The organism is Pseudomonas sp. PDM21, assembly GCF_014852505.2.
Lineage (GTDB): Bacteria > Pseudomonadota > Gammaproteobacteria > Pseudomonadales > Pseudomonadaceae > Pseudomonas.
The window spans coordinates 1286715-1307678 of the sequence record NZ_CM181223.1 but is presented as its reverse complement, the minus strand read 5'-3'; the positions used below and the strand labels follow the sequence as shown (position 1 = coordinate 1307678).

The 20964-nt window shown below is 67.0% G+C and carries 17 protein-coding genes; 6 read left to right on the top strand and 11 right to left on the bottom strand.

The genetic code is table 11. The features are described 5' to 3' along the window. Nucleotides 1-309 precede the first annotated feature (309 nt). Nucleotides 310-1083, top strand: coding sequence for an SDR family NAD(P)-dependent oxidoreductase (locus tag IB275_RS06245; RefSeq protein ID WP_192289845.1), 774 nt, complete (start codon nucleotides 310-312; stop codon nucleotides 1081-1083). Here the strand turns inward: IB275_RS06245 and chrA are convergent. From chrA to IB275_RS06210, 7 genes are all read right to left on the bottom strand, one after another. After that, nucleotides 1080-2276 (bottom strand): chromate efflux transporter, encoded by a 1197-nt coding sequence (gene chrA / locus IB275_RS06240; RefSeq protein ID WP_192289847.1) that lies wholly within the window; start codon nucleotides 2274-2276, stop codon nucleotides 1080-1082. The two genes, IB275_RS06245 and chrA, sit on opposite strands and share 4 nt — an antisense overlap. A 58-nt stretch (nucleotides 2277-2334) precedes the next feature. Further along, nucleotides 2335-3588, bottom strand: coding sequence for an RNA polymerase sigma factor (locus IB275_RS06235; protein ID WP_192289849.1), 1254 nt, complete (start codon nucleotides 3586-3588; stop codon nucleotides 2335-2337). Nucleotides 3589-3867: 279 nt separating this feature from the next. Then, nucleotides 3868-4308, bottom strand: a complete 441-nt coding sequence (locus tag IB275_RS06230) for a YybH family protein (protein WP_225601853.1) — start codon at nucleotides 4306-4308, stop codon at nucleotides 3868-3870. Between the two features lie 32 nt (nucleotides 4309-4340). Then, entirely contained in the window at nucleotides 4341-5102 is a 762-nt protein-coding gene (locus IB275_RS06225; RefSeq protein WP_225601879.1) for a DUF899 domain-containing protein, read from the bottom strand. A gap of 32 nt (nucleotides 5103-5134) precedes the next feature. Next, on the bottom strand, nucleotides 5135-5287 hold the full coding sequence (locus IB275_RS06220) for a hypothetical protein (protein ID WP_167523265.1): 153 nt from the start codon (nucleotides 5285-5287) through the stop codon (nucleotides 5135-5137). Between the two features lie 29 nt (nucleotides 5288-5316). Continuing rightward, nucleotides 5317-5847: an SRPBCC family protein gene (locus IB275_RS06215; protein ID WP_151189526.1), complete on the bottom strand. Its 531-nt coding sequence runs from the start codon at nucleotides 5845-5847 to the stop codon at nucleotides 5317-5319. 72 nt (nucleotides 5848-5919) lie between these two features. Continuing rightward, nucleotides 5920-6288 carry a YciI family protein gene (locus IB275_RS06210; RefSeq protein ID WP_192289853.1) on the bottom strand — a complete coding sequence of 123 codons (369 nt, stop codon included), beginning with the start codon at nucleotides 6286-6288 and terminating at the stop codon, nucleotides 5920-5922. Between the two features lie 265 nt (nucleotides 6289-6553). Between IB275_RS06210 and IB275_RS06205 the strand changes: the two genes are divergently transcribed. From IB275_RS06205 to IB275_RS06185, 5 genes are all read left to right on the top strand, one after another. Further along, complete coding sequence (locus IB275_RS06205; RefSeq protein ID WP_192289855.1) at nucleotides 6554-7099, top strand: fimbrial protein; 546 nt, start codon at nucleotides 6554-6556, stop codon at nucleotides 7097-7099. Nucleotides 7100-7197: 98 nt separating this feature from the next. Beyond that, a complete protein-coding gene (locus IB275_RS06200; protein ID WP_192289857.1) occupies nucleotides 7198-7950 on the top strand; it encodes a fimbrial biogenesis chaperone in 753 nt (250 codons plus the stop codon). Further along, nucleotides 7934-10525: a fimbria/pilus outer membrane usher protein gene (locus tag IB275_RS06195; RefSeq protein ID WP_192289859.1), complete on the top strand. Its 2592-nt coding sequence runs from the start codon at nucleotides 7934-7936 to the stop codon at nucleotides 10523-10525. The genes IB275_RS06200 and IB275_RS06195 overlap by 17 nt, the downstream gene beginning before the upstream one ends. After that, the gene (locus tag IB275_RS06190; RefSeq protein WP_192289861.1) at nucleotides 10522-11895 is read left to right on the top strand and encodes a fimbrial protein; all 1374 of its coding nucleotides are present in this window, start codon (nucleotides 10522-10524) and stop codon (nucleotides 11893-11895) included. The genes IB275_RS06195 and IB275_RS06190 overlap by 4 nt, the downstream gene beginning before the upstream one ends. Continuing rightward, nucleotides 11885-12604: a fimbrial biogenesis chaperone gene (locus IB275_RS06185; protein WP_405306819.1), complete on the top strand. Its 720-nt coding sequence runs from the start codon at nucleotides 11885-11887 to the stop codon at nucleotides 12602-12604. The genes IB275_RS06190 and IB275_RS06185 overlap by 11 nt, the downstream gene beginning before the upstream one ends. A gap of 104 nt (nucleotides 12605-12708) precedes the next feature. Here IB275_RS06185 and IB275_RS06180 read toward each other — a convergent pair whose 3' ends face one another. From IB275_RS06180 to IB275_RS06165, 4 genes are all read right to left on the bottom strand, one after another. Continuing rightward, nucleotides 12709-13359 carry a response regulator gene (locus tag IB275_RS06180; RefSeq protein WP_192289863.1) on the bottom strand — a complete coding sequence of 217 codons (651 nt, stop codon included), beginning with the start codon at nucleotides 13357-13359 and terminating at the stop codon, nucleotides 12709-12711. Nucleotides 13360-13449: 90 nt separating this feature from the next. Then, nucleotides 13450-16683 (bottom strand): hybrid sensor histidine kinase/response regulator, encoded by a 3234-nt coding sequence (locus IB275_RS06175; RefSeq protein WP_192289865.1) that lies wholly within the window; start codon nucleotides 16681-16683, stop codon nucleotides 13450-13452. A 144-nt stretch (nucleotides 16684-16827) separates the two neighbouring features. Further along, the gene (gene pvrR, locus IB275_RS06170) at nucleotides 16828-18024 is read right to left on the bottom strand and encodes a response regulator cyclic di-GMP phosphodiesterase PvrR (protein ID WP_192289867.1); all 1197 of its coding nucleotides are present in this window, start codon (nucleotides 18022-18024) and stop codon (nucleotides 16828-16830) included. Further along, entirely contained in the window at nucleotides 18003-20849 is a 2847-nt protein-coding gene (locus tag IB275_RS06165; protein WP_192289868.1) for an ATP-binding protein, read from the bottom strand. Before IB275_RS06165 ends, pvrR begins: the two co-directional genes overlap by 22 nt. Nucleotides 20850-20964 lie beyond the last annotated feature (115 nt).

Sequence of the window (20964 nt, the reverse complement as noted above, 5' to 3'; positions counted from 1 at the left end):
TGAGAAAGCCCGGCATCCGCCGGGCTTTTTCTTTGGTGTTCTCCGCGACGACAAGCCAACTGCCGGAGCGCTCCATGCGCGCGATCGCGGGCATGGCCCGCTCATCGATGGATATCGCTTCGCTCCACACCCTCCTACGTCCGCCCTCCCGGCCGTGATGGTGCGTGGTCACAAGAGGGGTGGAGCCCAGGCGATACCCATGCTGTCAACGTCATCAGCCGCGCGAATGGCACACCCTGCACGCCCTTGAGGGCGCATCCGGCTAACCTTGGCGATCAGCGAATTCGCTCTGATGAACAAGGTGCAGCTATGAGCAACGATCTCTTCTCCCTCGCCGGCAGGACCGTACTGGTCACCGGCGCTTCCAGCGGCATCGGCGCACACCTGGCGCGCGTGGCCGCCCGTGCGGGCGCCCGCGTGGTGCTGGCGGCAAGGCGCACCGAACGCCTGGTGCAGTTGGCCGAAGCCATCCGTGCCGACGGCGGCGAAGCCCATGCCGTGGCGCTGGATGTAACTGACCGCGCCAGCGTCGAGGCGGCCTTCGACAGCGCCGAGGCGCAGTTCGGTGTGGTGGATGTGGTGCTCAACAACGCCGGCATCGGCAACGGTCAGCGCGCGCTGGAGGTCAGCGAGGAAGACTGGCGCAGCATGCTCTCCACCAACCTCGACGGCGTCTGGCGTGTCGCCCAGTGCGCGGCGCAGCGTCTGGCCAAGGCCGGGCGTAGCGGCAGCATCGTCAACATCGCCTCGATCCTCGGCCTGCGCGTGGGCGGCGGCTATAGCCATTACTGCGCGGCCAAGGCCGGCGTGGTGCAGCTGAGCAAGTCCCTGGCGCTGGAACTGGCGCGCTTCAACGTACGGGTCAACGCCATCGCACCGGGCTACTTCAGGACTGAAATGAACGACGCCTACTTCGACAGCGACAAGGGCCAGGCCTACATCCGCGACACGGTACCGATGCGCCGCCTCGGCCAGCTCAGGGAACTGGAAGGCCCCTTCCTGCTGCTGGCCAGCGACGCCGGCGCCTTCATGACCGGCGCGGTACTCGCCGTGGACGGCGGGCACCTGGTGAGCAGCCTCTAGAACGCCCCCGCCAGCCCTCCGCCCAGCGCGCCCAGCAGCACCAGCGCCCAGGGCGGAACGCGGCCACTGAGCAGCACCAGAAAAGCCAGCGCGACCAGGGAAATGTCGAGCAGACCGACGATGGTCTCGCTGCCGATGGGATGGATCAGCGCCGCCAGCAACAGGCCGACCACGGCGGCGTTCACCCCGGCCAGCGCCGTGCGCAGAGGCCGCTGGCGACGCAGGCTCTGCCAGAAAGGCAAGGCGCCGAGCACCAGCAGGAAGGACGGCAGGAAGATCGCCAGCAGGCACAGCAGCGCGCCGCTCGCGCCGCCCGGCGCAGTGATGGCCGCGCCGAGGAATGCGGCGAAGGTGAACAGCGGTCCCGGCAAGGCCTGCGCCGCGCCATAACCGGCGAGAAAGGTCTGTGCATCGACCCAGCCGGGGTCGACCACCGCGCTCTGCAGCAACGGCAGCACCACATGCCCCCCACCGAAGACCAGGCTGCCGACCCGGTAGAAGGCGTCCAACTGCGTCAGCCATGGCCAATGCCACTCAGCCGCCGCCAACGGCAGAAGCGCCAGCAGCGCGAAGAACAGCAGCAGGTAGAAGCCACCCCGACGACGCGACGCGCAATGGTCCGGGCCCACCGAATCGTCCACCGTGGGCGGTCGCAGCCAGACCATGCCAATCAGCGCAGCCGCGAGGATCACCAGCAATTGCACGACAACGCCGGGCCAGCGCAGCGCCACCGCGGTCACCAGGATCATCAGCCCCTGGCGCTGCCAGTCCGGACACAGCGACCTGGCCATGCCCCAGACGGCATGGGCCACCACGGCGACGGACACCAGCATCAGTCCGTGCAGCGCACCGGACGGCAACCACTGTCCATGCCGCAACAGCCCCAGGGCGACCAGCAGCATCAGCAAGGCCGACGGCAAGGTGAAGCCTGCCCAGGCCATCAAAGCGCCCCACTGCCCTGCGCGCAAGGCGCCCAGGGCCATGCCCAACTGGCTGCTGGCGGGGCCGGGGAGGAACTGGCAGAGGGCGACGAGATCGGCGTAGTGCAGCTCGTCCAGCCAGCGCCGCCGACTCACGAACTCCTCACGGAAATAGCCCAGGTGCGCCACCGGCCCGCCAAAGGAAGTCAGGCCTAGGCGGAGGAAGATCAGGAAGACGGTCCAGAGGGAATCGCGCGGCGTCGGTTCGGTCATGGGCACGGGTCGGCAGGGGTCAGTCGCACAGTCTGGCAGTTGGATGTTGCAATGCAATTCAGCGGTCGAGTTCGCGAATCCGCTGCTCCAGGAAGCGCCGTTCCGGCTCCAGCTTCGCCAACTCCAGTGCGCGCTCGTAGGCGCCGCGCGCCTGCTCGCGGCGCTCCAGGCGGCGACAGAAATCGGCACGCGCGGCATGGGCCAGGTGGTAATCCTGCAGGTCGCCACGGGCAAGGATGGCATCGACCTGCGCCAGCCCCGCTTCCGGGCCATCGCGCATGGACAGGGCCACGGCACGGTTGAGTTCGATCACCGGCGAGGGTTGCATCGCCAGCAGCAGGTCGTAGAGGCCGACGATCTCTGCCCAGTCGGTGCTGGCCATGTCCGCAGCGGCGGCATGCACGGCGGAGATCGCCGCCTGCAGGGTGTAGGGGCCGATACGCCGGGTAGCGAGCGCAGCGCTGATCAGTTGCTGGCCCTCCCCGATCAAGGCACGGTCCCAGCGCGCGCGGTCCTGGTTTTCCAGCAACACCAGCTCGCCATCCTCGGCGGTACGCGCCTCGCGCCGCGACTCGTGCAGCAGCATCAGCGCCAGGAGGCCCATCACTTCGGCTTCCGGCAGCAATTCGAGGAGCTGCCGGCCCAGGCGGATGGCTTCGGCGGACAGGTCGGTGCGGGTCAGCGAATCGCCGGCCGAGGCCGAGTACCCCTCGTTGAACACCAGGTAGATGACCCGCAGCACACTGGCCAGGCGCTCCGGCAGTTCGGCGGCTTCCGGCACCTGGTAGGGAATCTGCGCGTCGCGGATCTTCGCCTTCGCGCGGACGATGCGCTGGGCGATGGTCGAAGGCGTGGCGAGGTAGGCGCGGGCGATTTCCTCGGTCTTCAGGTCGCAGACTTCGCGCAGGGTCAGCGGCACCTGCGAGTCCGCCGGCAAGGCCGGGTGGCAACAGGTGAAGATCAGCCGCAGGCGGTCGTCCTCGACGCTTTCGTCGGCCAGTTCTTCCACCGATTGCGCGTCGATCTCCAGTTGCTCGGCGATCTGCGTCAGAGACGCGTCGAAACGCGAACGCCGACGCAGGCCGTCGATGGCCTTGAAGCGTCCGGCAGAGACCAGCCACGCGCGCGGGTTGGCCGGCACGCCGTCGCGCCGCCACTGGTCCACGGCGGCGACGAAGGCTTCGTGCAGCGCCTCCTCGGCGAGGTCGAAATCCCCCAGCAGACGGATCAGCGTGGCCAGCACCCGGCGCGATTCACGGCGATAGACCTCGTCCACCACGTCGCGCAGGGGCTGGTCGGCGTACTCGTGCATGGGGCCGGTGATCCTTGGCGGGAATGGGTCTGCCTATCCTGCACGGATTCGCGGCATGGTGGGAGGTGGCCGGACGGATGCGACGGGGGGATCGTTGCGGGGTGTTACGCAGCACAGTGAAGTTCGGAGTTGGGCCTTGCCCTCACCCCAGCCCTCTCCCACAGGAGAGGGGGCCGATTGTGCCGGCTGACGCCATGGTTTCATCCTGCGCCGAAAAGTCCCCTCTCCCGCTCGCGGGAGAGGGTTAGGGTGAGGGGCCTTTGCTCTTGTAGGAGCAGGTTACGGCTTGGCATCGAACAGCAACTGCCCCGTCGCCGGATCGAAAGGAATCGAGAAATGCTCGTGGGCAATTTTCCACTGCCCCGCTTCGCGGCGCAGGCCGACGCTGACCCGCGCCCAGGAGGCGTTGTGCTGGCCCTTGTCGTCGGTGCCGCCGCAGTAGGCCAGGTAGTGCCCGAAGGCTGTATCGCCGCCGCTCTCGAAGCTCAGCTCATGGATCTCGAAAGTGGGTTCCTTGCACATCTGCGTGCAGTCGCGCCAATGGCTGGCATAGGCCTCGACGCCCTTGAACTGCAACTGCTTCACCGCATCGAAGGCGAGGATGTCGCGGGTGTAGTGGCCGGTGATGCCTTCCACGTCGGAGGCGCGCACGGACTTCAGCCAGCTTTCCAGCAGCGCGTGCAGTTCGCTGTGGATGGCGTTCTTCTGGGCAGCAGTCATCGGGAATCTCTCCGTGTTGTAGTCGGGTCGGCTCAGGAACCGCAGCAGCTGTGCGGCGGCGCGGCCTGGTCGTAGTCGTCGTGGAAGCGCGTCCAGTTCATGCCCTTGCCCTGGTAGTCGGGCATGCCGCCCCAGCCTTCGCCGCGCCCCAGCGGGGTGAGGTCGAGCAGGTGGTAGGTGAACAGCGGTGCCTCCAGCCCGCGGCCGTAGGTCGAGTAGCTGTGGAAGACCTGCTCGCCGTCGCGCAGGAACACACTCATGCCCGGCTGCTCGCCACGCACGTGGTAGTCCTGGCCGAGGCGCTCCAGCTCCGCCTTGTCACGATAGTTGTATTCCACCGGGGCGACCGACTCATCGACGCTGACATGGAAGTCGTAGTTGAAGTCGCTGCCGAACGACGAGTACCACGGGAACTGCCAGCCCATGCGGGCGCGGAATGGCGCGATTTCCTCCAGCGGCGCGCGGGACACCATGGCGAAGGTGGTACCGCGCGCATGCAGGTGCTCCAGCCGGCCGAGGTTGTCGATCAGGTAGGAGCAGCCCTCGCAGCCCAGCCCCGTGTCGCGGTGGAACATGAAGTGATAGACGATCAGCTGCGGCCGGCCTTCGAACAGGTCGAGCAGGCGCAGCGGGCCGTGCGCACCCTCGAAGCGGTAGTCCTTGTCGATGCGCACCACCGGCAGCTCGCGACGCTGGGCGTTGAGCGCGTCGCGGGCTTTGGTGGCAGCCTTTTCCTGCTCCAGCAGGCGGATGCGTGCCTGTCGCCAGGCGGCCTGGGACACCACGCGGGGCATCTCCGGAAATGAAGAACCTTTATCGGCCAGTTTCATGTCGCACGCTCCTGGGGGCGTTCCCGTTGCTCGTTGGGCCGGGCGCGGCGCTTGCCGCGCAGGCGGGTGACGGCGAAGGCACTGACGCCGCCGGCGGAAAGGACGCTGGTCACCGCCAGCGTCAGGGTCGATACGCACAGAGGGCACATGGCTCACCTCCTTCAGGTTGCGGGTTGCATCAGCCCTTCTCGGCAAGCGCCTTGAGGTTGGCCAGGCCCGCCTCGAAGTCCTTGCCAACCATACTGTCCACGTCGAAGAACAGGTGCATGATCTTCGCCACGAAGGGCACCGGACCGAACATCGCCCAGGTCACCTCGGTGCCGCCGTCGCGCGGCACCAGGGTGAACTCGGCGGTGTTGCTGGCCTTGAACGGCTTGAAGAAGTCCAGCGCGATGGTCACGCGGCTGCCGGGGTCGCTTTCGAGGATTTCCATGCGCCCAGCCCCGGCCTTGCCGTTGCCTTCCCAGGCGTACACCGCGCCGCGGCCCTTGTCGGCGCCGGAGAAGCTGCGCTGCATGGCCGGATCGAGCTTCTCGAAGGGCGACCATTGCGCCCACAGGTGGAAGTCCTCGATATAGCCCTGGACCTTCTCCGGCGGTGCCTGGATGCGCGCGCTGCGCTCCACGCGGAAGGTGCCCGGACGATTCGCCGCCAGCACCAGAACCACCACCACGGCCACTACCACCACCAACCCGATCCACTTCAGCATCACATCCTCCTGACGTTGCTCTCTCTTGAAATAAAGAGCCCTTGAAACAAAGAACTCTCGAAGAGCCGGGCCTCAGCGCCCGGCGAAATAACGATCCCAGTCACGCACAGGGCGGACCTCCACGGCACCCAGCCGACCGCTGGGAATCCGCTGGGCAATCTGCAGCGCTTCGTTGAGGTCGCGGGCGTCGAGCAGCACGAAGCCGCCCAGGTACTCGCGGGTCTCGGCGAAGGGCCCGTCGGTGACCGCCAGCCCCGTCGCGCCATGCCGCAGCGTAGTCGCCGTCTCCACCGTTTCCAGCGCCTCGGAGGCGAGTACCCGCCCGGCCCGGCGCTGGTATTCGTCGTTGGCGAAGCACTCGTCCATCAGCCGCCGGTAGTCGGGCTCGGACAGGCTCGACAGGCGCTGGTCATCCACATAGATCAGACAGAGGTACTTCATGGTCGTCTCCCCGTTCGGTGCGCTTGCAGTTACCTCATAGTCGAAGCACGCGGGCGGGAATCGACAGGCGAGCAAAAGTTTTTTTCCCGCGGCAGGGCAGCGGCCCCCGGCGGCCCCGGCACAGGGCTCTGCCACGGCCCCGGCGCCGTTGGTCAGGCGCCGCAGAAAACCTGCAGCGGCGCTTTCAGATTCGTCTCAGAGCTTTCCGAAAGCTCTGACGGGAAGATTGGCCTGGGAAAAAACCCTGACCATGGAGCTCAAGAGAATGAAACTTCGCGCAACCGCCCTGGCTGTCGCAGCCACCCTCGCTGTGCCGGGCTTTGCTTTCGCCGCCAACACCATCAACTTCAGCGGTGAAGTGACCGACCAGACCTGCTCGGCCGTGGTCGACGGCAACACCGACCCGACCGTCATCCTCGACAGCGTGCCGGTCAGCGCCCTGAACGGTTCCGTCGGCCAGACCACCGGCGAGACCAGCTTCACCCTGCAACTGACCGGCTGTGCCGCCCCCAGCGGCGCCGACGAACACTTCACCACCCTGTTCCAGGCGACCAACGCCACTACCTCGGGCAACCTCACCAACACCGCCGCCAGCGGCGCCACCGGCGTGGCCCTGCAGCTGCTTGACGGCCCGGCCGGCGCCCCGGTGAACCTGGCAGGCGGCGCGGCCGTGGCCGCCGGTGACATCGTCCTGGCCGACGGTGAGACCAGCGCCAGCTACGACTACGCGGTGCAGTACATCTCCGAAGAAGCCACCGTGACGCCCGGCCCGGTACTCGGCTCGGTGACCTACACCCTGCGCTACGAGTGATACCTCGCGGCACCGCCCCCGGTGCCGCCTTCCCGCATTGCGCCGCGTCGTTCAGGGGTGACCGCACCCCGAACGACCCGGCAGGACAGGTGATCCGGATGAACGCCCTCCCACTGCGCCCGCTGCGCGCGGCGACGCTTGCGCTCGCCCTGCTGACAGCCTTCACCGCCTCGCTCGCCCAGGCCAGCGTGGTGATCACCGGCACCCGTGTCATCTACCCCGGCGACGCCCGGGAGAAGACCGTGCAGCTGACCAACAAGGATGGCTTCCCCAACGTCATCCAGGCCTGGATCGACATCGACGACCCCGCCTCCACCCCGGATACCGCCAAAGCCCCCTTCGTAGTGAACCCTTCGGTATCACGCATGGCGCCCGGCAGCGGCCAGACCCTGCGCATCCTCTACACCGGCACCGGCCTGCCGCAGGATCGCGAATCGCTGTTCCACCTCAACGTGCTGCAGATTCCGCCCCGCAATGCCGCCAAGGCCGAGCAGAACCAGATGCTGCTGATGCTGCGCAACCGCCTGAAACTGTTCTACCGCCCGGCAACCATTGCCGGCAGCCCGGAGCAGTTGCCCGAGAAGCTGCGCTTCTCCCTGGTGCAGAACGGCAGCAACTGGAGCGTGAAGGTGGAGAACCCCACCGGCTACCACGCCTCCTTCGGCGGCGCGACGCTCAGCGTCGGCGATCGCCAGTGGAAGCTGCAGCCGAGCATGGTCGCGCCCATGGGCCAGGCCCAGTGGCAGGCGCAGAAGCCTTCGGCACTGCCCGCCGGCACGCCGCGACTGTCCGCCCTGCTGATCAACGACTACGGCGCAAGAGTGGAACTTCGCCATGATCTGCCACGTTGACCTCCACCGTGGACCGCTGCTGCCCTTCGCCCTCGGAACCCTCGCCATGGTGGTCGCGGGGCTGGCCCAGGGCGATGCGGACTACCGCTTCGACGACAGCCTGCTGATGGGCTCGGGGTTGGCCGGCGGCAGCCTGGAGCGGTTCAACCGCGCCGATCAGGTGGACCCCGGCACCTACCACGTCGACCTCTATCTCAACGGTCAGTACGCCACCCGCGCCGAAGTGGAAATGCGCCAGCGCGGCGAACGCGCCGAGCCCTGCTTCAGCGAACGCTTCCTGCGTCAGAGCCTGGGTGCGCGCCCCGACCCGAAGGCCGGCAAGGACGACCAGGGCATCTGCCACTGGCTCACCGAGCGCCTGCCGGACTCGACCTGGAACCTCGACACCGCACGCCTGCGCCTGGACCTCTCGGTGCCCCAGGCGCTGCTCGACATCAAGCCGCGCGGCTATGTCAGCCCGGATGAATGGGACGCCGGCAGCACCATGGGCTTCGTCAACTACGACGCCAACCTCTACCGCTCGAGCTTCGAAGACTCCGGCAGCGGCGGCGATTCGGACTACGGCTACCTGGGCCTGAACGGCGGCATGAACCTCGGCCTGTGGCGCCTGCGCCACCAGTCCAACTACACCTATTCCAGCTACGCGGGGAACACCCGCAGCGACTGGAACAGCATCCGCACCTACGCCCAGCGCGCGGTGCCGGACCTGCGCAGCGAACTGACCCTGGGCGACAGTTACACCGAGGGCAACCTGTTCGGCAGCATGGGCTACCGAGGGCTGCGCCTGGCCACCGACGACCGCATGCTGCCCGACTCGCAGCGCCAGTACGCGCCGCAGGTGCGCGGCACGGCCAACACCAACGCGCGGGTCGTGATCAGCCAGAACGGCCGGAAGATCCATGAGACCACCGTGGCGCCCGGCCCCTTCGTCATCGACGACCTCTACGGCACCGCCTACGACGGCGACCTGGACGTGCAGGTGATCGAGGCCGACGGCAGCGTGTCGCGCTTCTCCGTGCCCTTCTCCGCCGTGCCCGAGTCCATGCGCCCGGGCCTGTCGCGCTACAGCGCCACGGTCGGCCAGGCACGCCAGTACGGTGACGGCAACGACCTGTTCGGCGACCTGACCTACCAGCGCGGCCTCACCAACGCCCTCACCGCCAACCTCGGCACCCGCGTCGCCGAGGATTACCTGGCCGTGCTCGGCGGCGGCGTGCTGGCCACGCCCTACGGCGCCTTCGGCATGAACACCACCTTCTCCAGCGCCACCGTGGAGAACAACCAGCGCAAGCAGGGCTGGCGCGTCGGGCTGAACTACAGCAGGACCTTCCAGCCGACCCAGACCACCCTGACCCTCGCCGGCTACCGCTACTCCACCGAGGGCTACCGCGACCTCGGCGATGCACTCTCCGCCCGCGATGCCGACGAACACGGCGACAGCTGGGACTCGAGCAGCTACAAGCAGCGCAACCAGTTCACCCTGCTGGTCAACCAGGGCCTGGGGCAGTACGGCAACCTCTACCTGTCCGGCTCCACCGCCGACTACTACGACGGCAAGAGCCGCGATACCCAGCTGCAGGTCGGCTACTCCAATGTCTGGCGCCAGCTCAGCTACAACCTGTCCTACTCGCGCCAGCAGACCACCTGGTACCGCGACGTGAACGACGACTATGACCCGTCTCAGCCGCCGCAGTACAACCTGCAGCACGGCAGCAACCGCAACAACACCCTGACCCTGAGCCTGTCCATGCCGCTGGGCTCCACCAGCCGCGCGCCGAACCTCAGCGCCATGGCCTCGCGACGCTCCGGCGATACCAGCGGCAGCACCTACCAGACCGGCCTCAACGGCACCCTGGGCGAAGACCGCACCCTGAGCTACGCCCTCTCCGCCGGGCGCGACAGCGAAGGCCAGGGCACCGACTTCAACGGCAGTGTGCAACAGCAGACCTCGGTCGCCACCTTCAACGCCGGCTACGCGGAAAGCTCCAGCTACCGCCAGGTCAACGGCGGCATGCGCGGTGCAGCGGTGCTGCACAGCGGCGGCCTGACCCTCGGGCCCTATGTCGGCGACACCTTCGCCCTGGTGGAAGCCAAGGGCGCCAGCGGCGCCGGCGTGCGCGGCGGCCAGGGCGCGCGGGTGGACAGTAACGGCTATGCCGTGGTGCCCTCGCTCTCGCCCTACCGCTACAACCCCATCAGCCTCGACCCGCAAGGCATCGACGAGAACGCCGAGCTGGTGGAAACCGAACGCAAGATCGCCCCCTACGCCGGCGCCGCCGTACTCGTCGAGTTCAAGACCCTCACCGGCCACCCCCTGCTGATCCAGGCCAGGCTGCCCGATGGCCAGCCGCTGCCGCTGGGCGCCGATGTGCTCGACGGCAATGGTGTGAACATCGGCATGGTCGGCCAGGGCGGCCAGGTCTATGCCCGCGCCGAAGGCGAGAAAGGCCGCCTGCGCGTGCAGTGGGGCGAACGCCCGGAAGACGGCTGCCTGCTGCCGTACGACCTCAAGGGCGCCGACGTCGACCAGGTGCTGGTCCGCCTGCAGGCAACCTGCCTACCGGAGGCTTCATGAACCCTATCCTGCGCGGCCTGCCGCTGCTCGCCCTGCTGCTTGCGCCCAGCGCCTGGGCCACCTGCTACAAGGTCACCGGCGTCGGAAGCGCCACCACCACTCTCACCTACCAGATCCGCCCCGGCGAGGGCGTGGCCGGCGCCTGGCCGGGGGATGGCGCCTGCGATACCTGTAACGGCTCCCTTGGCCTGCCCAGCGTGATCAACGTCAGCGACGCCAGCTTCCAGCCCGATGGCAGCCTGATCGCCAGCGCCATGTCGCCCATCACCCAGTACGGCAACTCCGCCGGCTACGACGCCGAGCGCGTGTTTTTCCGCTGTGCGGCGGGAGATGCGGTCTACGAGATGTTCTCCACCAATGGCGACGACCTCTACAGCGGCTGGTACCAGGGCGGCGACAGCGTGGGCAACTCCATCGGCCTGACGGCGGCCTACCGCACCGCGTGGCCGAACGTGCTGCTGCGCCTGACCCACGTGGAAACCGGCCAGTACTTCACCGACGTCTGGCGCGAGCGCCAGCTCAGCGGGCTGGATATCGACTCGCGTGGCTTCCAGCTGGTCAAGGCGAAGAACCTCAGCGCGGTACGCGCCGAACTCTTCAGGGCGCCGCTGGAGTCCACTCAGGGCTATTCGCCGAATACGAAATCGCAGCTGTATGGCCGCACCCAGCCCGCCGGTTACATCGCCATCAAGGGGCCGGGGCTGGCCTACCCCACCGTCGGCCAGTCGCACTACGGCAACTACAGCGGCTGGCATTACAACTGGCCGGGCGCCATCGGCCTGTACGGCGACGTCACGCTCAAGCGCTACCCGACCTGTGCCGTCACCAACGTCACACCGCATGTGGTATTCCCATCGATCTCCATCGGTGAGATCAATGCCGGCGCCAACCGCGAGATGCCCTTCCAGGTCGACTTCAAGTGCCAGAGTGGCGTGCTCAGCAGCACCACCCCCAGCACCAGCCAAACCGGCACCAGCGGTACCGCCCTGGGCATCAAGGTCTCCGCCGGAGCGTTGGCGGCCGCCCCTGGCCTGGGCCTGGTGAATGCCAACGGCGGGCTGTCCTACCTGGTCTCCGATCGATACGGCGAGCCGGGTATGGCCCAGGGCGTGGGCATCCGCCTGCTGCGCAATGGCAGCACGATGAACCTGCTGTCCAACGAGGATTCCGCCAACGGCAGCAACGCAGAAGCGCGCGGCTGGTACCCGGTCATCGGCAACGCCTCGAACAAAACAGGTGAAGTGGGCGGTATCTCCCAGTACAGCGAGACTTTCCGCGCCCGTCTGGAAAAGCTCAGCCTCGGCAGCATGCCCACCGTGACCCCCGGCCGCGTGGAAGCCACCGCCCAGGTGGTGATCCGTGTGCAGTAAACGGCTGCTCATCGCGCTGTTCGGCCTCGCGCTGCTGGGGGCCATGGAGGTTCACGCCGGGGTCACTGCCGAGCGTACGCGGGTGATCTTCGATGCAGGCCAGCGCGAGGCTTCGCTGGCGCTGGTGAACCAGAACCCTTACCCGGTCATCGTCCAGACCTGGATCGACGACGGCGATCTCGACGCCGCGCCGCAGACCGCGCAGGCGCCGATCATGCCCCTGCCCCCGGTATTCCGCCTGAACCCCGGTCAGCAGCGCAGCCTGCGCCTGCTCTACACCGGCGAGGCGCTGCCACAGGACCGCGAGTCGCTGTACTGGCTCAACCTCTACGAAATCCCGCCGCAATCCAGCGAGCCGCTGGCCGAAGGACAGTCGCGCCTGACCGTCACGCTGCGCACGCAGATGAAGGTCATCTATCGGCCGCGCTCCCTGGTGAAAGACGCCGAGGAAGCTGCGCGCAGACTGGTCTTCCGAAGGGCCGGCAATGCGGTGCAGGTGGAAAACCCCACCGCCTACTTCATCACCCTGGCCGGCGCCGAAGTGCGCCAGGGCAGCGCCGGTTCGCCGCTACCGGCCGACCTGTTGCCGCCGTTCTCGCAGCGCGTACTGGCGCCAACCCAGGCCTTGCCGGCAAGCGCTGGCGAAGTGCGCTACCTGTGGATCGACGATGGCGGGAACAGCCGGCAGGGCACCGCGCCACTGCGCTGACGACCGAAGCGACGGCCCCCCTGTAGGAACGCGCCATGCGCGCGATCGCGCTCCTGCATCTCTGGTAAGCGGCCTGCTCCTGCAGGCGAAGCGCGGCACTGGGCCTACTGGAACAGATTGGCCATCACACAGAACGTCAGCAGCGACTGGTCGGTATCGACGTCCAGCTTGCGCATGGCGGAGATCTTCTGCGCGCTCACCGTCTTCACACTGCGGTTGAGCAGCAGTGCGATGTCACGCACGCTCATCCCCGAGACGAAGTGGCGCAGCACTTCGTACTCCTTGACCGACAGGCTGGCGATACGCCCCTCCACATCGTCGCCGCTGGACAGCACGCTGCTCGAGGACTGCATGCCCGGCCCCCGGTAGATACGGTCCTGGGACAACGCCTTGAGCGCCACCAGGATCTCGTTGAGGTCGCCATTTTTCAGGATCACTCCTGACACGCCCAGGTCGTACAGGCTGGAGAGGATCAACGGATTGGACAGCATGGTGAGGATCAGGATGCGCGTGCCGGGGAAATTGCGCAGCAGGAACTCGATCAGCTTGATGCCGTCGCCATAGGTCTGGTCGCCCGGCATGTTGTAGTCGGTGATGACGATAGCCGGCCGCTGCTCGCGGTACAGGGCCACCAGTTCGCTGGAGTTGTGCGCCTCGCCGATCACCTCGAAGCGATCGTCCCGTTCAATCACCTCGCGAACCCCCATCAGGACGATGGGATGGTCGTCCGCTAGTGCCACTCTGACTTTTTCCATGAGTTTCTTGAGTCCCAACATTTGCGATCGTCGGCCGGCCACAGAGGCACGGCCACTCTTCCAGAGTAGCCCCGGTTACCGGACAGGCTCTCAGAGGCTGGCCAGGGCCGCCTCGATTCGTCCCAGCAGCGCATTGACCGCCGCGGACAGCTCCGGCCCGGCAGGCTGCGCGATCAGCGCCTCCTCCACCGCGCCGCAGGCATCACTCAGGCCATGGGCCTGGACCACCGCGAGTGCGCCGCGCAGGCGGTGCACCTGCTGGCGGACAGTCGCCAGGTCGCCGACCTGCAGGCCGTCAGCCACACCCTGCATGTCCTGGCGCATGGTGCGCAGGAACAGCTCGCGCATCTTCTCCGAGACCTGGATGCGGTCCTGCGCCGGCTCCTGTCCCTGCACCGGGTTTTCCGGCAGCTCTGCCGTCGCATGGCCGCAGACCTTGAGCAAGCCGTCGTGCAGCGTGCGCAGGCTCATCGGCTTGACCAGCCAGGCGTTCATTCCCACCGCCATGCAACGCTCGCCCTCCTCGCGCAGGGCATTGGCAGTGACGCCGATGATCGGCAGCCAGCTGTCCTGGCGACGCAGTTCGCCCACCAGTTCGTAGCCATTCATCACCGGCATGTTCACATCGGTCAGCAGCGCATCGAAGGCGCCGGGCGCCCAACGCTGCAAGGCCTCGCGACCGTTGCTGGTGAGGGTGACGCGGCAACCCAGCTCCTCGAGCTGCTCCTTGAGCAGCGCCTGGTTGATCGGGTTGTCCTCGGCCACCAGGACCCGCAGGCCGAGCTTTCCCAGTCGGGCGACACGGGGAATCTGTCGGGCCTCGCCACCTCCGCCTTGCTGTGCCAGACGCAAGGCCTGGCCGATGCCGGACAGATGGTAGAGGCTGACCTCCCAGCCCAGGACTGAAGCTTGTGGCTGCACGCTGGCCTCGGTCAAAGCATTTACCCGCGCGCCGCTCCACAGCGGCTCATCGCCGGCCTCGAGCAGGTCCAGCAGCACCGCACCAGGCGGAACGTCCAGCGGCAGCTCCTCCTGGACCAGCGCCGAGCCCCCCCAGCAGTCGACCCAGGCGGCCAGGTTCTGCGCCAGCTCCTTCACCGGCGCCCGTACATAAACCGGTTGCGGTAGCAGCGGCGCGTCGTCAACCAATGGCTGAGCGCGCTCCAGCACCGGCAGCGCCAAGGTGAAGGTGAAACTGCTGCCCAGCCCGGTTTCGCTGACCACCCGCAGCTGTCCCCCCATCAGGTCGCTCAGTCGCGCGCAGATCGACAGGCCCAGACCGGTACCGCTGACCGTGTGCTCGTGGCCGTGAGCCTGGTAGAAGGGTTCGAACAGCCGCTGCTGCTGCGCGTCGGACATGCCGATGCCGGTATCGGTCACCTGCCACTGCAAGGCCGTATCGCCCTTTTCGCTGGCCACGATGCGCAGCCGCAGCACCACCCGCCCCAGGTCGGTGAACTTCAGCGCGTTGCTCAGCAGATTGGCGAGAATCTGCCGGATGCGCGCAGCATCGCCACGTACCAGGCCCGGAACGTTCGTGTCGATGCACGCATAGAGCTGCAGCTCCTTGCCCTCGGCCACCCCCGCGTACCCGGCGACCACCTCCTCGGCCAGCTCCAGCGGATTGAATTCCACCGCTTCCAGGGCCATCTGCCCGGCCTCGATCTTGGACACATCGAGGATGTCGCTGATCAGTTGCAGCAAGGTCGAGGACGAGCGCTGGATGGTGGCGAGATAGTCACGCTGCTGGTGGCTCAGCTCGGTCAGCCCGAGCAGCTCCAGGGTGCCCAGCACTCCATAGAGCGGCGTGCGGATTTCATGACTCATGGTGGCGAGGAACACCGATTTCGCTTCGCTGGCGGCATCTGCCGTGAGTTTGGCGTCGGCCAGCATCTGCTGCGCCTGCTTGTGCGCGCTGATGTCGTTGAAGGCACAGAGCACCACATTCTCGCCACGGTAGCGGGTCGGCGCGAAGCTGGCGTGCAGGGCACGCCCTTCCACCTCGAAGACCAGCTCGCCGTTGCCCTCGCCAACCCTTCCGCTGAGGTCCCAGTCGCGACTGATGCGGGTGATGGCCTCGCTGTCGCCCAGCCATTGCTCCGCCAGGCGGTTCTGCATCACCACCTGGTGGCTGCCATGGCGCAGCACGCACAGTGCCACCGGCGCGGTCTGGATTACCGCACGGCTGAAGGCGTCGCTTTCGACGATGTCCAGATGCGCGCGGCGTGCCGGTTTGATGACCCGCCGCGAGTACCAGCGAATGGCGAACCAGCCACCCGCCAGGCTACCGAGGATCAGCGCCAGGGCGCCCAGGAACTGCCACTTGGCGTAACGGAAGAAGCTGGCGTAGCTCAGGCGGTAGAGCGCGGTCCAGCCACCATTGAACTCACTGCGGACCTTGAATACCAGGCCATCGGAGCTGACATTCAGGCCGTCCTGGTAATCCTTCTCGCCGCCGGGGAAGTCGATCAGCACCTGCCCGGCAGGCGAGATCAGCTCCAGCTCGTCGAACACCGGGCGGTCGAGCACCTGCTCAAGGTCGTTGATGCGCCCCAGGTCCAGCAGCGACACGGCGACGACGCGACGGTCCAGGTCCGATTCCCACCACAGCGCATCGGGAAGGTCGAGGCTGACGTAGGCCAGCAGTTCGCGACTCTCACCAGCGGTGTAGGACTGCGCCTGCGCCCAGTGCACCTGGGTATCGCTGCGCTTGGGCGAGCGCTGTTCCAGCGCCTCGCGAACGCTCTCGATCACCGGCAGGTAGTTGACCCGCGTCAGCGGCCGTTGCCCGCGGAAATTGCCGATGGAAGGCACCGCCAGGCTGGTGGGCCCGTGCAGGTCGAGCACCAGCACCTGCGGCGAAGGGAAGGACGAAGTGCTCCAGTAACTGCTGTAGAAGTTCGCCAGCATCACCCCGAAGGAGAAAGTGCCGGGGCGATCCTGCGGGGCGGCGGGGCGCACCTGCTGCGCCAGGGTGAAGGACATGGCGAAGGAAAACTCGCGCCCCTCGTGGATTTCCATGCCGTGTTCGCGGACCAGCATGCGCCGCTGCAGCGGAATCACGTCGAGGTCCTGGCGCTGGGTGGACTCGTCGCTCTGCAAGGCAATGCGGTTGAGGAAGGCCTCATGCTCGTGGATGTCACCCACCAACCGGCTGAAATGGAAATGCACCTTGTCGCGCTCCTCCTGCACCACCCGGCCGAGGGCCCAGTAGCAGGCACCAACCAGCATCAGGGCGAGGGAGACGGCGCACAGCAGCACGACGTTCAGGCGCAGCGAAGTGCTGGCCAGTTTACGAATCGAGCCGTTGTCATGTTCCTTCATGCATAGCATCCGGTGTCGCGGAAAGAGGCGGCGGAGGGCCCGCCGGATACCAGCAGACTGTAGATGTGAGTCAGGCATTAGGCGACCCGACGGGCCTTTCGAGACCGACGATCGCCCTGGCATCTGCGATGATTCTGCCGTGGATCAATGAGCCATCGCGGAGCGTTCCTGGAGCAACTGGCGGGTAAACACGGCCGGCGGCACCGCCTCGGAGAACAGGTAGCCCTGGGCGCAGTCACACCGCAGCCGGCGTAGCAGCGCCAGCTCGTCAGGATGCTCGACGCCCTCGGCGATCACCTCCAGTCCAAGCTGCCGGCCGAGCTTGACGATACTCTCCAGCGCCGCCGCCAGCCCCTCGTCGTCCACGCAACCATGCACCAGCGCGCGATCGATCTTCAGCTCCGTGAAGGGCGTCGACACCAGGTTGTACAGCGAACTGTAGCCCTGGCCGAAATCGTCCTGGGCGAGGCCGAAACCCTTCATGCGCAAGCGACAAGTGCCGGCGTAGTAGTTCGCCGGGGTCGCCGTGCTGCTGCATTCAAGCAGTTCGAAAACGATGTGCGCCGGTACGCCGCCACGGGCAGCGACGAAGGTCGCAAGCCGGTCCGGCAGCTCCGGATCATCCAGCAGATGGGTCGGCAGATTGACCGCCACCGACAGGTGGAAACCCAGCCTGCCCCAGTCTGCCTGGGCCTGCAGAGCCTGTTCGAGCACGGTCCAGAGCAACGCTTCGTCCAGCCCGGCGGCAGTCAGCGCCGCCATGAAACTGCCCGGCTGCAGCACACCGTGGCGAGGGTGCTCCCAGCGCACCAGCGCCTCCGCCGCGACGATACGGCCGTCGATCAGCGAGGCCTTGGGCTGGAACCACGCACAGAACTGCCGCTGCGCCAGGGCCTGCTCCAACTCCTCACGAGTCGGCACCGGGATCTGCGGTGCGCGCTGCTGCTCCTCGCGTTCCTGGCGTGTCATGAGCTTTTCCAGCAGGCGACGGATCACCGGTGCGCGAGCAGGCTTGGCGATCTGCTCCAGCACGGTGATGCCGTGGGCGCGGGCGACCATGCAGGCACTGCCCATCAGCGGGCGCGAGGCCGAACTCATGATCGCCAGCAGCGGCGGATGGCTCAGTGCGGCCAGCCGCTGGATCAACTGCACACCGTCAAGGCCTGGCATCATCAGGTCGCTGACCACCAGGTCGAAGCGTTCCTGCTCCAGCCAGCGCAGTGCCTCAGCGCCATCCTCGGCGGCGCGCAGGTGCACGACGCCCTGCTCGCGGAACAGATTGAGCAGGTACTCCCGCTGGAAGGGCTGGTCTTCGACGATCAGGATTCGCTGATGTCGCACGGCGGCACCTCCGCGGGCAGGCTGGTCAGGCATTGGCGCAGGGTGCGCAGGTCCACCGGCTTGAGCAGGCAGAGGTTCATGCCGGCAGCGAGGCAACGTTCGTTCTCCTCGTGCATGGCGTTGGCCGTGGCGCCGACGATCGGCCCTCGATAGCCGCGCTGGCGCAGCGCACGGGCCAGTTCGTAGCCGTTGATATGGGGCATGTTGACGTCGGTGAGCACCACGTCGAAAGCATCGGGCTGCCAGCGCGCCAGCGCCTGCCGGCCATCGGCGGCGAGTTCGACTGCGCAACCGAGCATCTCCAGCTGGTCGCGCAGGATCAGCTGGTTGATCGGATTGTCCTCCACCAGCAACACGCGCAGGCCGAGGCCGATATCGGGCAGTGTCTCAGCCAGGCGCGCGCCCTCGCCACTGGCGCAGCCCTGCGCCGCCGCCAGTGCACGACGCAGTCCTTCCAGGTTGTAGCGGCCCACATGCCAGTCGCAGCCTTCCTGGCGTGGCTGCTCGCCGCCCAGGTCGGTCACCAGCACCCGGCAGCCCCGCCAGGCAGGCAGCGGCTTGCGGTCATGGGGATTGAAGCGCAGGTCCACCAGCACGCTGGACGCATCTTCTTCGAGCGGCTGGTCGGTGGCCACGACCTGGGCCCGCGCGCCCCAGCGGGTAATCCAGCCGCAAAGGCTATCGGCCAGTTCGCGGGTCGGCGCGTGCACCCACACCATCGCATTGCACAGCCTCGGAGCGCCGGACGTCTGGCGATCCACGCATTGCAACGGCAGGCTGAGGGAAAAGCTGCTGCCCAGCCCCACGTCGCTGACCACCCGCAGCTGCCCGCCCATCAACTCGGTCAAGCGCCTGCAGATCGACAGGCCGAGCCCGGTCCCGCCTGCCATGCGGGCGTTGCCGGAAACCTGGTAGAAAGCGTCGAAGAGGTTCTCCTGCTGGTCCTCGGGAATGCCGATGCCGGTGTCGGCTACCTGCCAGTGCAGGGTGTCGTTCCAGCCTTCGCCGGTCTCGGCGCGCACGCGCAGCACGATGCGTCCGCTGTCGGTGAACTTCACCGCATTGCTCAGCAGGTTGTTGAGGATCTGGCGGATGCGCGTAGCGTCGCCCAGCACCCGCTCGGGCATCTGCGAGTCACAGCAGGCATAGATCTGCAGGCCCTTGGCGCGAGCCGCAGCAGCGTACGACTGAACGCTGTCGAGGGTGAGTTCCAGCGGCGAGAACTCCACCGGTTCCAGGCCCAGCTGGCCGACTTCGATCTTCGATACATCGAGCACATCGCTGATCAGCTGCAGCAGGGTCGAGGACGAGCGCTGGATGGCGCGCAGGTAGCCCGACTGCTGGTGATCCAGCGCCGTGCGGCCGAGCAGCTCCAGGGTGCCCAGTACACCGTACAGCGGTGTACGGATTTCATGGCTCATGGTCGCCAGGAACAGTGTCTTGGCCTCGTTGGCCGTGTCGGACAGGCGCTTGGCTTCGGCCAGCGCCGCCTCGGTCTGCTTGCGCGCGCTGATATCGCTGAAAGCGCAGCAGAGCACTTCCTCGCCCTTATAGCGGGTCGGCGTGTAGCTCAGGTACAGGTGCCGGCCGGTATGGGTTTCCACCTCTTCCGAGCCACCCTCCTCGCCACTGCTGAAGCCGCGTTCCAGCCAGCCATGGCTCCAGTAACGACGTTCGTCGCCACTGCCCAGCCATTGCTGGGCGAGGCGGTTCTCCAGCACCACCTCGGCATCGCTGCGCCGCAGCACACAGAGCGCCACCGGCGCGGTCTGGATCATCGCGCGGGAGAACCCCTCGTTCTCCACCAGCGCAGTGAGGCGGTGCTGCGCCGGGACGATCAGGCGCCGGTTGATGCGCCGGCACATGCCCCAGACCAGCAACGAGCAGCCCAGCAGGAAGGCGAGCGATGCGAGGATCCTGGGCCACATCGGCAGCAGCAGGTCGTACAGGTTGAAGTAGTAGATCAGCGACCAGTCGGAGCTGCCCAGGTGCTTGAGCAGCGCCAGGTGGCTGGGCAGCAGGCCGGGCCCGCTGAAGGCGAAATTGTCGCCATCCCACAGGTCGCTGAACTGCAGGCCGAGCTGCGGCGCCACTGCGCTGCCTAGGATCGCCCGGTGATCGCGATCGAGCAGCAGGAAACGCCCGGCCTCTGGCACACCGAAGGCAGCGGAGAGGTCGGCGCCGAACAGCTCGAGCCCCAGCCAGCCGTTGTCCTGCTCGCTGGTCACGCGGGTGAACAGGTACTGCCGCGCCTGCGGGTCGGTGGGGTCGGCGAGCCAGCGTACCTGTCGCTCCTCTCTCGGCGTACCGGGTTGCGCCAGCGCCTCGAGCACCGACGGCGGCACCACAGCGTTGAGCGCAGGCGCCCCGTACAGCCGGTTCACCGAGCGATCCGGTTCAGGGGAGACATAGATCAGGTTCAGCCGCTTGGCTTCCATCTCCGCCAGGTCGCGCCCGGACAGCGCCAGGCTCCAGCTGGAACCGGGTTCGCCGAGGGTGACGAATATCTGCTCGTGGGGCGGCACCGGCACACTCAACTGACGCCACTGCACCAGCGGCTCACGCAACTTCCAGGTCACGCCCCGGCTGATGTGCTCCAGCAGCGACTCGCGCTGGCCGAGATAATCCTGAGCCTCGTACATGGCCGCGTTCATCTGCCGGCGCAACTGCGACACCTCGCTATTGAGGCTCGCAGCAAGGAACAGGCTGAGGGTGAAGAAAAGGCAGGCGATCACCACCCAGGCCAGCAGACGAAGGAGCTTTCGGGCCGCCTTCGGGGTGGAAAAGGACGAATCCTGACGACGAAGGAACTGCTTGAGTTTCATGGCCGCCAGCCTCTCGAACAGCCGGCGAATAGAACATCAGACAAATCTAAAAAGTTCGAAACCGGAACAGATTAGGCACTTGGAGAGCCTGACTCTTCAGGGTGTTTTCCAGGCA

Excerpts from the sequence above, each read along its gene's own strand:
- IB275_RS06245 (WP_192289845.1), top strand. The coding sequence starts at position 310 with ATGAGCAACGATCTCTTCTCCCTCGCCGGCAGGACCGTACTGGTCACC.
- chrA (WP_192289847.1), bottom strand. The coding sequence starts at position 2,276 with ATGACCGAACCGACGCCGCGCGATTCCCTCTGGACCGTCTTCCTGATC.
- IB275_RS06235 (WP_192289849.1), bottom strand. The coding sequence starts at position 3,588 with ATGCACGAGTACGCCGACCAGCCCCTGCGCGACGTGGTGGACGAGGTC.
- IB275_RS06230 (WP_225601853.1), bottom strand. The coding sequence starts at position 4,308 with ATGACTGCTGCCCAGAAGAACGCCATCCACAGCGAACTGCACGCGCTG.
- IB275_RS06225 (WP_225601879.1), bottom strand. The coding sequence starts at position 5,102 with ATGCCCCGCGTGGTGTCCCAGGCCGCCTGGCGACAGGCACGCATCCGC.
- IB275_RS06220 (WP_167523265.1), bottom strand. The coding sequence starts at position 5,287 with ATGTGCCCTCTGTGCGTATCGACCCTGACGCTGGCGGTGACCAGCGTC.
- IB275_RS06215 (WP_151189526.1), bottom strand. The coding sequence starts at position 5,847 with ATGCTGAAGTGGATCGGGTTGGTGGTGGTAGTGGCCGTGGTGGTGGTT.
- IB275_RS06210 (WP_192289853.1), bottom strand. The coding sequence starts at position 6,288 with ATGAAGTACCTCTGTCTGATCTATGTGGATGACCAGCGCCTGTCGAGC.
- IB275_RS06205 (WP_192289855.1), top strand. The coding sequence starts at position 6,554 with ATGAAACTTCGCGCAACCGCCCTGGCTGTCGCAGCCACCCTCGCTGTG.
- IB275_RS06200 (WP_192289857.1), top strand. The coding sequence starts at position 7,198 with ATGAACGCCCTCCCACTGCGCCCGCTGCGCGCGGCGACGCTTGCGCTC.
- IB275_RS06195 (WP_192289859.1), top strand. The coding sequence starts at position 7,934 with ATGATCTGCCACGTTGACCTCCACCGTGGACCGCTGCTGCCCTTCGCC.
- IB275_RS06190 (WP_192289861.1), top strand. The coding sequence starts at position 10,522 with ATGAACCCTATCCTGCGCGGCCTGCCGCTGCTCGCCCTGCTGCTTGCG.
- IB275_RS06180 (WP_192289863.1), bottom strand. The coding sequence starts at position 13,359 with ATGGAAAAAGTCAGAGTGGCACTAGCGGACGACCATCCCATCGTCCTG.
- IB275_RS06175 (WP_192289865.1), bottom strand. The coding sequence starts at position 16,683 with ATGAAGGAACATGACAACGGCTCGATTCGTAAACTGGCCAGCACTTCG.
- IB275_RS06165 (WP_192289868.1), bottom strand. The coding sequence starts at position 20,849 with ATGAAACTCAAGCAGTTCCTTCGTCGTCAGGATTCGTCCTTTTCCACC.